Origin of the sequence: Microscilla marina ATCC 23134 (genome assembly GCF_000169175.1) — a bacterium.
GTDB classification, from domain to species: Bacteria; Bacteroidota; Bacteroidia; order Cytophagales; family Microscillaceae; genus Microscilla; species Microscilla marina.
The window spans coordinates 217,507-231,939 of record NZ_AAWS01000005.1 but is presented as its reverse complement, the minus strand read 5'-3'; the positions used below and the strand labels follow the sequence as shown (position 1 = coordinate 231,939).

Genomic DNA, 14,433 nt, shown 5'->3' with positions numbered 1-14,433 from the left:
AATCATATAACCATTTTGTTTGTTTTAACAAACTGTATAACTCCAATGAATAATATGTCATATTTACACCCATTTACCCGTAAAAACCTGCGATTTGCCCTGCTCCTATCCATAGGAATGCTTGGTGCTTTTGGTCTACGTGCGCAGGGGCAACCCGAAAACAAGACTACCAAGTCATCAAAGTGGTCTATCCAAAAATGTATTGATCACGCTATAGAGCACAACATAGACATCAAGCAAAATGCATTGACGATTAAAACCAATGAGTACAATGTACAACAATCCAAATTGGCGCGGTACCCATCGGTCAATGCTTCGGCAACTCAGGGGTTAAACTTTGGGCGATCTATTGACCCTACTACCAACGAATTTATCAATACAAGGGTGCTTACCAATAACTTTAGCCTAGATGCAAGTGTAACACTTTATAATGGAGGTAGGCTTCAAAAAACGGTAAAACGTGATTTGAAAAACATAGAAATAAGCAAACTAGACTTAAAAGCAACTACCAATACAGTGTCGCTAAACATTGCTACCTCTTACCTGGATGTTTTATTAAACCAAGAATTGCTTACAGCCGCACAACAACAGGTGGCCTCTACCAAAGAGCAGTTGACGCGTACCGAAAAGTTGCTCAAAGCGGGTTCGGTTGCCGAGAATGAAGTCATTAATTTACGGGCTACCCTTGCCAACGATGAACTACAGGTGGTCACTTCAGAAAACAACGTAAACCTGGCTCGCTTGAGGTTGATGCAATTAATGAATTTACCCTCAAACGAAAGTTTTGAAGTAGAACAGATAGATGTAGAAAACCTGGTGGCGCAACCTCACAACGAAACCCCTGCTCAGATTTTTGATATAGCCAAGGTGTCGCAGCCTACGATCAAAAGTGCCCTGCTTTCGGTAGAAAACAGCGAGATGTCTATCAATATTGCCAAAGCCGACCGCTACCCTACCCTTACCTTGGGGGCAGGAGTTTTAACAAGGTTCTCTGATGCAGGTAGACTGTTTCAAGAAACCGGAGAAGTAGCTCAAACTCCTATCGGGTTTGTAAATGGTACCAACCAAACAGTAGTAAGGCAAATCAATGTAACCGAAGAGCAGCCTTACACTTTTGGCCAACAATTGTCTGACAACCTCACTCAGTATGTATCTTTGAGGCTTTCTATCCCTATTTTTAACGGAGGGCAAGTCAATAGAAATATTTCTACCAGTATTATCCAAAAACGCCAGGCAGAGCTTACGGTGCAAAACAGAAAAAACCAATTGAGACAAGACATAGAGCAAGCCTACAATAACGCCAAAGCATCGCAAAACAGTTATCAAGCCCGAAAAAAGCTGTTAGAATCACGCGAGCTGGCTTTTGATATTGCTAAAAAAAGATTCAACGCTGGTGCTATGAACTCTGTAGACTTTAACCTTGCCAAGATAGACCGTGACCGGGCGCAGTCTGATATGATCAGGGCTAAGTATGACTATTTGTTCCGCACTGAGGTATTGAATTTTTATATGGATAAACCATTAGACTTTAAATAAAAACAGTAGGTAAAACACAAAAATAAAGTGGTCTAAACAGAGGCGGTTACTTTTGTAGTTTTACCAAACATAGGTGAGTATTGATGCTTCAAACAAACGGTATTGAGATAAATAAAAATATACTTGTAGCAGGTACAGCTTGCTACTACTTTAGAATAAAAACTTTGTTGGTGCTTTGAGGACTGGCAAAGCTAATTTTGAGCTCACCTGGAGTCGCTTTTTGGTTGTAAGTTTGTCATTGCATAAGTTTTCAACCATAAATTGTGACTCAATGTGAGTTCATTTTTTATTTTCAAATATTTATAAATATCTTTCTGATTATCAGCGTAAACCAAAACTTTACTTACTTTAAAAATGTCTAAAAAGAAAAAAAGAAGAAAATCACGGTTGGGCAGAAACATCCTGATTGCACTTGTGCTCATTGTAGCAGGGATTTTTGTTGCCCGATCAGCAGGTTTGATTGGCAAGAAAAAGCTGACCCAAGTATTTACTGCCAAAGCAAAAAAAGTAACCATTATAGAGCAAGTAAGTGCCTCCGGAAAGATTCAACCCGAAATAGAAGTAAAAATAAGCCCTGATGTGTCAGGTGAAATAATGGAAGTACTGGTAGAAGAAGGCGACTCGGTAGTGAAAGGGCAACTTTTGCTCAAGATTCGCCCGGATAACCTACAGGCAGCACTTGATAACTCGCAAGCCATACTTAATTCGCGTAAAGCCTCTACTGCTCAGGCAGAAGCCGCTTATTATCAGCGCAAAGCAGAATACGGACGCCTAAAACTTGAGTTTGAAAGGAGTAAAAAGCTGTATGAGCAAAAGGTGATTTCTGAGGCAGATTTCCAATTGGCAGAAGCCAACTTTAATGTAGCTAAACAACAGCTTACATCTGCCAAACAAAACATAGAAGCAACTAAATTCAATGCCCAAAGTGCCGCAGCAAACGTCACCCAAAACCTGGATAACTTGTCGAGAACTTCAGTTTTTTCTCCAGTAAACGGCACCATATCTAAACTCAACGTAGAGAAAGGAGAAAAAGTAGTGGGTACAGCCCAAATGGCGGGTACTGAAATGTTGCGCATAGCCAATCTCAACAACATGGAAGTGCAAGTAGATGTAAACGAAAACGATATTGTAAGGGTAGAGCTAAAAGATACCGCAGTGATAGAGGTAGATGCTTATATTAGCCAAAACAAAAAATTTAAGGGAGTAGTGACCGAAATAGCCAACACTGCTAACCCTACTACTTCGCCCGATGCAGTTACTGAGTTTAAGGTAAAAGTGAGAATTTTGCAGGAATCTTACCAGGATTTGTTAAACAAGAAAAGAAAAATGGCTCCTTTCAGACCAGGCATGACTGCTTCGGTAGAGATAAGAACCAATACCAAAAACAATGTACTTTCGGTACCTCTGGCTGCTGTAACTACGCGTGTGCCAGGCAGTGATAAAAAGAAAAAAGGAAGGCGAGGACGTGGTAAACCAAATAATGCCGCAAAAGACAATGCAAAAAAGAAAAAAAGTGTGCCCCAGGAAGTAGTTTTTGTGTATGATGCCAACACTAAGAAAGTGAGCAAACGCAAAGTAAAAACTGGCATTAGCGATTTTGAAAATATTGAAATACTCAAAGGGCTTAAAGAAGGTGATGAGGTAGTGACTGGTCCATTTGCTATTATATCTAAACGCCTGAAAGACAAAGAACAGGTAAAGAAAACAGACAAAGATAGTATGAATAAAGAATAACGGACAAACTCATCTCAATAGTCCATAGTATTTAGTCGATAGTCGATAGCTGATTCGAGTAAATGTTTACCTTTTTAAATGCGGCACAGCAAAGCTGTAGCCATCGGTTATTGCTCGTAGCGCTGCTACGAACGCAACCGTCGCTCAAGCTGGTCCAACATCCACAGGATGTTGCCATCTCGCCTCAGTGGTAAATCTCTATCTCCAAATGGATACCTTATTTTTCAACCATTCCTAAGAGCTTGGTAAAAAAGCCATTTTACTTATATTCATAAGCAAAATGGCTTTTTTATTTGTAGTGATATACAGAGGAAAATTTGAACTGACGCAGGAATGTCAGGCTTTAGATAAAATGTCTATCCAATTCGTTTATTGTTGTAACAAAATTCAGTAGATTTGTTCGGGTAACTTTCCAAAAATAAATTACGTCTTTTTAGGTTTACCTCTTATACTAAAAGCTTATTTAAGTTTTTGTTGGTGAGGGGTTTTGTCAGAAGTTTACCATTGGTAGATGTGTGATATTAAATTTGTTACACCTCTGTATCAAACCCAGCTTAGAAATGGTACCAAAATAACATGCTTAATTGTAATCGGGGCTTACAGCCTTGCTGGACACACTTTGTTAAATGATAGCACTTTATTTTTACACCGTTCCTGAGGACTTCCTAAATTGAAAGGCTTTATTTTTATAAATTACTTAGTTTTTAGCAGATTGTTTTGTGAGGATATGAATAAACTACTCATTCTTGGTTTTATTATTAGTACGCTTGCCAGTTGCATTCCCATTCCCCCCATTGTTGTTCAGGATAAAGTAAAAAAAGAGGTCAACCCCTTTGCCCATAAAAAATTTGTGACCAGAGACTTTAACTACGAATCTACTTTAAAAACAGTTTTGCTGTACCCCAAAGGCAATACTCCTACTCAAGCGCTTGAGTCGTCGGTCATGTATTTGGGACAAACCGCTCCATTGGTTCTAGAGTTTGACGACCTTTCGGCAAAACCTTCGGCGTTTAGTGCCAAACTTATCCACTGTAACCGTGATTGGACTATTTCGAGCTTAAACGAAATAGAGTTTATCAACGACCTCAACCTGTTTCATTTTGATGCTCCTAAATTATCTAACAATACACACCAAAAGTATTACCATTACTCTTTTACTATTCCTCCAGTAAAAACATCAGGCAATTACTTGATCAAGATTTTTCGCAAAGGTCAAGAAAAAGACCTGGTCTTGATTCGTAGGTTTATGGTATACGAAAAAAAGTGGGAAATAAAGCCTTCCATTATAGAAAAGCCCAACGGCGAACATTTAATACAATGCAAAATACATTATGGAGGGGTGGAGCTTACCAATCCAGAAAATATTACAGTGCTTATCAGGCAAAATCAACGCTGGGACAATGCTTTGTTGATACAAAAGGCCAGTACACGTGACACTAAGAATAAGTTTATAAGCTACCAGATGACTACCAGGGCTTTTGAAGGCTCCAACGAGTTCCGAAGATTTGACATGAGCAGCTTTCAGTTTATCGGAAAACGTATTTATAGCACCGAAACCCTCGAGACAGGCAACATAGTTACCCTTGAAACCGACAAGTTACGCCCTCAGGCTACCTATAAAAAAATCATGGATTTCAATGGAGGATATATTGTATACGACGAACGCGGTGGAAACCCTCAGCTCAAGGCAGACTATGCTCAGGTAAATTTTACGCTCAAATGTAATGAATTGAAAGATGAAGTGTATGTGGTAGGCAAGTTTAACAATTGGCAAACAACCCCCAAAAACCGCATGAACTATAACTTGGAAACACGTCAATACGAGGCCGTACTTTTGCTCAAGCAAGGGGTGTATGATTATATGTATGCCCGAAAAACAGAGGATGGGCAAATATTTTATTTTGACCAACTAGAGGGCAATCACCCTAAAACAAACAATCAATACGAAATATTTGTATACTACCGCCAATCCGATTCGCGTAATGACCAAATGATAGGATATACTACTTTTGGCTCAGGTAGTTAGGTAGTTAATTGTGGCCTAAAAATCAGTGTTTTTAACTCCAAAGCTAAAGGAGAATAAGTACTGAATAATTTACTTCAACAGGTGCTCTATTTGCTTGTTTTTGGGCAAAAACATTGTACAACGATTGCAAGCTTCATGAATGGGTGAAGCGGCCTTTCGTAATTCCCTGAACTTCTCTCCTTGCCATATTTTTTTAAACGAATGGGTAGCAAGGCTTCCAATGATTACCTGATTGGTAAGCGTACAACAAGGTGCTACGCTCCCGTTATGGTCTATTAAAGCGTGAGTCCAAAGTGCATAACAAGGGTGATGTTGGTAATAATCAGCGGCATAATTGCCTTGAGCGCTGCTTTGTATTTGTTGAGCCGACACACCAAAAACCCAAATATCATCCGGTGTTACTTCTAACCCTAGTTGTTGTGCTTGTTCAAAAGTTCTAGGGGCGACTTCCCTGTTAAACTCTTTTATTTGTTCTGCATTAAGCGATTGAAGTTCATCATTACGCGCATATATTGGTATCAGGTGAAAGCCTCTGGCTCCTATTTTATCAACCAACTGGGGTAATTGGTTTACTTGACGGTAGTTGGCTTGGTTGATGACCATGTTCAAGAATATTTTGCCAGAAGGTATACCACTGCCTGATTTGTTGATAAATGCTTGCCGCAAAAACTCCGCACCTCGCACCGAACGCTCAAAAGCACCTTGCATGCCCCTAATGTTGTCGTGAATAGCTGGGTTGGGGCTGTCTATAGAAATATTCACTTTTTTAAGTCCGGCGTTGACCATATCTACCGCTTTTTGCTCAGTAAACAAGGTAGCATTGGTGGTTAAAGTAACTTTGATGCCTTGTTTACGCATCCACTTCACTGCTTGTGGCAGGTTGGGGTACATCATGGGCTCGCCTCCTGATAAATGAATACGCTGACACCCTAACTTAGCCAGGTCAGGAATGAGTTTTTTAAGTATTTTTCTGTCCAACATTGCTCCTCGCCACCTCCAGTGGTTGCACATTTTACAACGAAGGTTGCAATCCCACAAAAGTTTTATTTTTACAAACACAGGTTTGTAGGTGCGCCCTTTGCTAAGGCTTTTACGAAAACGGTGATGGTCTTGCTCCAGGGCTTTGATATACATACAAGTGCTTGTTTTTTGTCTCAATAGTCCATAGTATTTAGTCGGTAGTCCATAGCTGATTCGAGTAAATGTTCACCTTGTTAAATACTGTAAACCGAACTTGTGAGCTCAACGAAGTTAATCAGTATTTTATATTAAGACTATATACTCACTTTATTTTTAAAAGGGTTTCAGTTTTAGCCTACACCAACCAGTTAAATAGTTTGTAAATTCATCAATGACTGATTACCAGCAACCAACTTTCACCAAAAGTACTGCGGAGTATTGTGTCTAATATAACCAAAATATACTTTTTAATCCCTTTAAGTCTTCAAATCTATCAATAAGGGTATTATAGGTTTATAACCTGCCATTGAACCAAAGTTAAAAAAACTTAAGCCAGCAAGATGACGCCAAATAGCCTGTCGTTTTTTCCTGATATTTAAGGCGCTACGTTTCGCTATAGGCAAACATTGTCTACAATCAACCATTAAAGAATTAAATCCCTAAAAATCAATTACTTAAGCCAAAAAACAGATTTTTCACTCTAAGCAGGTAAACCAAAATATGGTGGTGAAAACCCCTCGTGGGGCAACGCTCTTCGCTTTCAGTGCTCCCTTCATTCAGAGTATATCTGCCAATTAGTCCATCCTTTTCAAAAAAGTATTATCTTTGTGAATTAGAAACTCCCTGAATTTTGGTCTGTCTTTTAGAGCTGGGCGTCTTACGTGTAACTTTATAGGCTAGGTTCATCTTCAGGTACTAAAATTTATGGGCTGCAAGCTTTACAAAAGTAAATTGCTTGCCTATCTTCATTTGATTTTAAAAATATAACCAAATATAAACGGCTTCTAGACAACTTGTTGTACAACAGGTATAAAGGCAAGGTTTAAAAATACACCATCTATTTTTAAGCTATGTCAAAACAAAAAAAGCGCAGAACAAAGCACTATGTTAGATTTTGTAGGAAAAACTGTTACCAAAATTTTTGGTAAGAAATCGGATCGTGACTTAAAAAAATTGCTTCCTTATGTAGGTACTATCAATAATGCCTGGAAGCAACTCACCTCACTGTCGGATGATGAGCTAAGGGCTAAAACTCAGGAAGTAAAAGATACCATCGACGAGCAATTAAAAGAGATAGATGACAAGCTTGCTGAACTTCGCAAAAAAGCCGAAGAAGACAGTAGCTTGACAGTGAACGACAAAAACGAGATTTTCAAGGAAGTAGACACGCTGGAAGAAGAGCGCAACAAAGAACTTGAAAAAGTACTGGAAGAGGTACTGCCAGTAGGCTTTGGTATTGTCAAAGAAACTGCCCGTCGTCTTAAAGAAAACAAACAACTAGTCGTAACCGCTACTTACCTCGACAAACAGTTTGCCGCTACTAAGCCCCATGTAGAAATAGACGGAGAACAGGCGATATGGCATAACCAATGGATGGCTGCAGGCAATGAAATTACCTGGGACATGGTACACTACGATGTGCAGTTGGTAGGTGGGGTAGTACTACACCAGGGTAAAATTGCGGAGATGGCTACTGGAGAAGGTAAAACGTTGGTGGCAACCCTACCTGCCTTTCTGAACGCCTTGGCTCGTCGTGGAGTACACGTAGTAACTGTAAACGACTACCTGGCCAAGCGTGACTCCGAATGGATGGCTCCTTTGTTTGAGTTCCACGGAATGACCATTGATTGTATTGACAAATACGAGCCCCACTCGCCCGAACGACAAGCTGCCTACAATGCTGACATCACTTATGGTACTAACAATGAGTTTGGCTTTGACTATCTGCGTGACAATATGTCACATAACAAAGAGGAGATCGTACAACGTCGTCATCATTATGCCATGATAGATGAGATTGACTCTATCTTGATTGACGATGCCCGTACACCTTTGATCATCTCTGGCCCTATTGAGAAAGGCGATGAGCACGAGTTTGACGAATTGAAACCAAAAATTGCCCGATTGGTAGACGTTCAAAAGAAAGTAGTTCAGGGATTTATCAATGAAGGTAGAAAAAAAGTAAAAAGCGAAGATAGCAACGAAGTAAAAGAGGCTGGTGTTGCGCTTTTTAGGGCTTACCGTGGTTTGCCCAAAAGCAAGCCTTTGATTAAACTGTTGGGAGAAACGGGTAACCGTGGAGTGATGAAAAAAGCCGAAAACTACTATTTGGCTGAAAACTCTAAAAACATGCCTGAGGCAGACGCTCCTCTTTACTTTACTATAGACGAGCAAAACAACCAGGTAGAGCTTACCGACAAAGGCATTGAGTACATTACGGGTAACAGTGAAGATAAAAACTTCTTTATTCTGCCTGATATTGCCGTAGAGATTGGGCGTATCAAGGATGACCGTGAATTGAGCGATGAAGAAAAACTCAAACAAGAAAAAGAGTTAATTGCTGAGTTCAGTGTAAAAACAGAGCGTGTGCACAGCATACAACAATTGCTTAAGGCATACACTCTTTTCGAGAAAGATACCGACTATATCATTGTTGACAATCAGGTAAAGATTGTAGATGAGCAAACAGGTCGTGTAATGGAAGGACGACGTTACTCTGATGGTTTGCACCAGGCGCTGGAAGCCAAAGAAAGCGTAAAAATTGAAGATGCCACCCAAACTTATGCCACAGTAACGCTCCAAAACTATTTCCGGATGTACCACAAACTGGCAGGTATGACGGGTACAGCCGAAACTGAAGCAGGCGAGTTTTGGGATATTTATAAACTAGACGTGGTAGTGATCCCTACCAACCGTCCTATTGCCCGTGATGACCGCAATGACTTGGTGTTTAAAACTGCCCGTGAGAAATTCAGTGCAGTAATCGACGAAGTAGTAAAGCTTACCGAAGCAGGTCAACCAGTGTTGGTGGGTACTACATCGGTAGAGATTTCGGAGCTATTGAGTCGTATGCTCAACCTACGTAAAATCAACCACCAGGTATTGAACGCAAAACTGCACAAGAAAGAAGCAGATGTAGTGGCTTTTGCCGGGCAATCAGGCACCGTAACCATTGCCACTAACATGGCAGGACGTGGTACGGATATTAAGCTTAGCCCAGAGTCTAAAACGGCGGGTGGTTTGGCAATTATTGGTACCGAACGTCACGAATCTCGCCGGGTAGACCGTCAGTTAAGGGGACGTGCGGGTCGTCAGGGAGACCCTGGTAGCTCTCAGTTTTTTGTAAGCTTGGAAGACAACCTTATGCGTTTGTTTGGTTCAGATCGTATTGCCAAAATTATGGACCGAATGGGCTTAAAAGAAGGAGAAGTGATTCAACACTCTATGGTGACCAAGTCGATAGAACGTGCCCAAAAGAAGGTAGAGGAAAACAACTTTGCCCAACGTAAGCGCTTGCTTGAATACGATGATGTAATGAACGAACAACGTAAGTTTATCTACAGTCGTCGTCGCAATGCCTTGTATGGCGACCGTCTTGAGTTGGATACTCTGAATACTTTGTATGATTTTTCGGCAAGCATTGCACAAGCTTATCAAGGCTCAGGCGACAGGTACGAAAACTTTAAAATGGATGTCATTGGTAGCTTGAGTTTTGATACAAGCATTACTCAAGAAGAGTTAGAAACAGCTCCGGATTTGGGTAACCGATTGTTTCAGGAGGCTTACAAGTTTTACCAAGACAAGAACAAACAGATCAAGGAGATTATTTTGCCAGTGTTGACTGAACGTTACGAAGCTTATAAGGCCAACGCACACGAAATTACCGATCTAATTCCTTTTACGACCGATGGCAACCACACGGCTATTAGCGTACCGTTTAATCTTAAGAAAGCTTACGATACTGGTGCTGAACATATCATCAATGAGGTAGAAAAAATTCATACCTTGATGGCCATCGACCAGCAATGGAAAGAACACCTGCGCGATATGGATGACATGAAACAGTCGGTACAAAACGCAGTGTATGAGCAAAAAGATCCTATAGTAGTATACAAACAGGAAGCCTTTAGTTTGTTTGAGCACTTGGTACACAAGGTAGATCAAGAGATTGGTACTGCGCTTATGGCAGCTCAGATAGCCATCATGGAAGAAGAAGAAGGCGATGTTGAAATTAAACAATCAACCCGCAAAGACCGCAGAAAAAAGCGTCGTTTTAACGAAAACAAAGAAGATGCAGCGGGTTTCTCAGCAAGTGGTGCTGGGCTAGACCTCGGCGAAATGCCACAAGAACGCCAGGAACCAGTCAAAGCAGACAAGTTGCCTTCGCGTAACTCTAAGGTAACCGTACAATATACAGATGGTACCGTGAAGAAAGACGTGAAGTTTAAAACTGTAGAGGATGATTTTAGAAACAATAAATGTGTGCTTATAGAACAATAAGCCAATCAACAACCCAAGGTAAACACCGAAGTTTTTTTAGGCTTTGGTGTTTACTTTTTATAACCAAACCTACACTAATAAAAAAACTGGAACTATGTATCGACAGATACCAACAGGCAGCTTCAGTGCATACAAGAAAATTAATCAACTATACACCTATGAAGAGAATTACTACTTTTGGAATGTTTGCCATGTTGATGTGGCTGGCGAGTTGTACACCTAAAGGTGTGCCACAAACGAAAAAAGATGTAAAAGAAAACCTTTCGGCGAAAAGGCTTAAGTACGACTATTCTATTGAAAAATTTGATGGTAAAGGATTGGTTATCAATGTGCCAATGGAAATGAATGCTACTGATTTTAAATTTTACATCACCGAAGCTTTAAATGCTATCCTGGACAATCCTATATCTAAAAAGTTTGGTATTCACCGCGAGCGGTACGAGGGTTACCGTATTCAGATATACCGTGGACGCAGCAAAGCAATGGCTGCTAAAGCACGTCGTCGTTCTTATGAAATATTCCCACACTTGCGCCCTTACATGGAGTACAAGTCTCCTACTTATCGTATTAAGGTGGGCGATTTTCTGGAAAAATATGAGTATGTAAAAGTCTTCAAAAGACTTAAGAGAGAGTTTCCGTCGGCAATGATTGTTCCTTCTATAGTAACGGTTACTGTAGATTATGGCGACTAAAACAGCCTTGTAGCTGACAGAGAATGGGCGAGCTACCCTAAGCATTGAGAAAGCAAATCTGCCCACTTAATTTTAACATAAAAAGTAAAAAAGGGTTGACATACTCGATGATGTCAACCCTTTTTTTATACTATCAAAGCGCTTTACCTACAGCTATTTTTTAATAATTTTCACCGATTGTACCGTTTTACCTTCCTGAATGGCAGTACAATAATATACTCCATCGGGGAGCCCTTCCAGGTTGATATAAAAACTGTGCTGCCCTTTGGCAAGTTGCTTATTCTGACACAACTGCTTGACTACATTGCCTTGACGATTAAAAACCAATATAGTAGTATTGGATGTATAATGGGTATTTACGCTCAAGGTAGTGGCTGACTTCATAGGGTTAGGGTAACTCTTGAGTTGAAGCATTGTCGATTTTTTACCCCCTTTGGTTTTAGAGTTAAAATAAGGCGCATGGTTATTCACAAACTCATAAGCATTGGTTTTGTCCCAATTGACCGACCAGGTCATTACTCCCCTAAAATCAGGATAGCCACTGGCATTTTGCAACGTGTACCTGCCACCAAAAGAGGTGCCTTTCATTAAGTAATCGAGCGCTTGATGTACTTTGGCGGGTGCCAAATAACCACCTGCAGGAGCCGCTTCAGGCTTTGCGGGCAAACCTATAGCTACTTGGTCTTGACGCAGTGGGGGAAACATCGCATTGGTGTTTCGTCCTACCGGAAAACCTCTCAACAACATTTCGCTCATTGCCACCGCAAAATCTGCCGTAGACTGGGCATAAATTTGATTGTCAGGTCCAAACTGAGTTCCTGTGTTATACAACTGTGGGTGAACATAAGTAAGCTTGTCTCTTAGCCCGTGTATCACAGGCAGGTAGCCCCCAAAAGCTCCTCCATAGTTGGCAAAACCTCCTTGTAAATATTGCACCTCAGGAGCCGCACTCAAAATAAAATCATCGCCAAACTCATTGCACAAAGTGCGGGTGGCCGAAATCAGGTTTTTGACCTTGGGCGTGGTAGGCTGGGTGAAATCGGTATCACCTGGATCCAAAATCACTGAAGAACCTTCTACATCTATGTCCATTCCATCAAAACCATATTCAGTAATGATGGTACGCATAGACGTAATAAATTTTTGGCGATCGGCTTCAGTTTTGAGTTCTATAGGGGCAGTGGCTCCTCCTATAGAGATAAGCACTTTGGTGCCTCTTTGCTGGGTTGCCTTGATATCGGCAATAAAGGCTGCTTTAGACACTTGCGCCGGGGCAAAAGTCATCGTCATATCTGTGTGTGATACAGGTATGGCAAAAGCCACACATATTACATTATAGCCCACGGGTACCTCCTGAAGGGGCATGTAAGGCGCTGACCACAAGTTCCAATTATGCCAGTAACCTACCACCAAATGTTTGGGCAATGCCGGGTTAGGCGTGCTATTGCCCACTTGTATCCATACTGTGGCCGAGGTCGTTGTTTTTCCTTCGTTGTCGGTGGCTATTGCCGTCAGCTGGTGTTGTCCTGCCGGGGCATTGTTCCAGGTAAACTGGTAAGGAGCGTTGGTGGCTTCGCCCAACTTTTGACCGTTGGCATAAAACGCTACTTTCGTCACTGTACCATCTGCGTCAGAGGCATTGGCTTTAATCGTAATGGCGGTATTTTGGGCAAACTGACTGCCACTGTTAGGCGAGGTAATGCTTACGGCTGGGGGTTGCCCACTCACTACCGATACCGTAATGGCGGCCGAAGTGGTAGTTGCCCCATCATTGTCCTGGGCTATTGCAGTCAATTGATACTGGCCTGCCAAGGCTCCGTTCCAGGCAAATGCGTAAGGGGCGCTGGTCGCTTCACCCAAGAGGGTGTTGTTGGCATAAAATTTTACACTGGTTACCTGACCATCTGAGTCTTGAGCAGTGGCTCGTAAATCGATAGATTGACCATCGCGAAATTGGCTGTTATTGGCAGGTTGGGTAAAGCCTACAGTAGGCGGTACATTGCCACTACCTCCCCCACAATCGCCCAACAACTCCCACGGATTGCCATCTGTACCCGCTGGACGCTCGTTTCTTGTCCACCATTTGTTGCGGTATTTTTTGCCTTGGTAAGCCACCACATTGCCTGGTTTTGCATATACTTGAGTAGCACTCCAGGCAGGTATTCCCCAACAGTCGCCTTGGGTATTGTCGGCTACTTTTATACTTATTTGATCTCGCCCCAGCTCGGTATTATCTGATCCGTAAGCCTTGACCACCAGGTTATGTGTGCCTTGGGAGGCGTTTTGCCACACAAAGGTATAAGGAGCACTGAGGTCTTGTCCCAGTTTTTGGTTTCCTACATAGAATTCTACCCTGGCTACGTTGACCGAAGCCCCCGAAACCAATGCTTTGATGCCCACGGTGCTACCTGTGGCCACTAAGGTATTGGCGGTTGGCTCTACAATCGCCAATGCCCCGGCTGCACAGTCGCCTAGATACTGCCAGGGGTTGGCGTTCATTGATTTAGTTGGGCTTTCGTTTTTTGTCCACCATTTGTTGCGGTACTTTTTACCTTGATAAGTCACCACATTGCCAGCTGCAGAATATACCTGAGACGCGCTCCATACAGGTATACCATTGCAATGCTGCCGTTGATCGGTCACATTTTGCGCAGTTAATAAATAGGGCAATACAGCAAGTATCGCAAGCATCAAGTACCGATAGGTCCATTTGATTTTATGCATCTTGATAAACTTTTGGTTTAGTAATATTTTGCTAACCACAACGGTAAACAGGAAGCAACTGCCCAAATACCAAGTAAACAAAAAGTAAACAAGCAAGCATAATTGTAGGCATTTCCATGTATGATTTCCAAAATGGTACTCAAATAGCCCTCAAAGGGCACTTAAGGTATCTTTTTGGCTAAAAAACAGGTAAAAAACATTTTCAGAGAAAAAATCAAATGTTTACCTTACTTACTGCTGACAGTCAATAATTTAAACTTC

7 protein-coding genes are annotated in these 14,433 nt (G+C 41.5%); 5 read left to right on the top strand and 2 right to left on the bottom strand.

The window, feature by feature from the left end:
• The first annotated feature begins 54 nt into the window (after positions 1-54).
• The 3 genes from M23134_RS05975 (at position 55) to M23134_RS05965 (ending at position 5,296) form a co-directional block, all read left to right on the top strand.
• Positions 55-1,536 carry a TolC family protein gene (locus tag M23134_RS05975; protein WP_198144984.1) on the top strand — a complete coding sequence of 494 codons (1,482 nt, stop codon included), beginning with the start codon at positions 55-57 and terminating at the stop codon, positions 1,534-1,536.
• Between the two features lie 354 nt (positions 1,537-1,890).
• The gene (locus M23134_RS05970; protein ID WP_045113077.1) at positions 1,891-3,270 is read left to right on the top strand and encodes an efflux RND transporter periplasmic adaptor subunit; all 1,380 of its coding nucleotides are present in this window, start codon (positions 1,891-1,893) and stop codon (positions 3,268-3,270) included.
• A gap of 727 nt (positions 3,271-3,997) precedes the next feature.
• The gene (locus M23134_RS05965) at positions 3,998-5,296 is read left to right on the top strand and encodes a type IX secretion system plug protein (RefSeq protein WP_002694584.1); all 1,299 of its coding nucleotides are present in this window, start codon (positions 3,998-4,000) and stop codon (positions 5,294-5,296) included.
• A gap of 69 nt (positions 5,297-5,365) precedes the next feature.
• Here the strand turns inward: M23134_RS05965 and M23134_RS05960 are convergent, their stop codons facing one another.
• The gene (locus M23134_RS05960) at positions 5,366-6,430 is read right to left on the bottom strand and encodes a radical SAM protein (RefSeq protein ID WP_002694583.1); all 1,065 of its coding nucleotides are present in this window, start codon (positions 6,428-6,430) and stop codon (positions 5,366-5,368) included.
• Between the two features lie 930 nt (positions 6,431-7,360).
• Here M23134_RS05960 and secA point away from each other — a divergent pair.
• Complete coding sequence (secA, locus tag M23134_RS05955) at positions 7,361-10,756, top strand: preprotein translocase subunit SecA (RefSeq protein WP_002694582.1); 3,396 nt, start codon at positions 7,361-7,363, stop codon at positions 10,754-10,756.
• 158 nt (positions 10,757-10,914) lie between these two features.
• Positions 10,915-11,448 (top strand): SPOR domain-containing protein, encoded by a 534-nt coding sequence (locus tag M23134_RS37595; protein WP_157558358.1) that lies wholly within the window; start codon positions 10,915-10,917, stop codon positions 11,446-11,448.
• A 153-nt stretch (positions 11,449-11,601) separates the two neighbouring features.
• On the opposite strand, the gene M23134_RS05945 is transcribed toward M23134_RS37595, so the two are convergent.
• On the bottom strand, positions 11,602-14,172 hold the full coding sequence (locus tag M23134_RS05945) for an Ig-like domain-containing protein (protein ID WP_053337257.1): 2,571 nt from the start codon (positions 14,170-14,172) through the stop codon (positions 11,602-11,604).
• Positions 14,173-14,433: the final 261 nt, after the last annotated feature.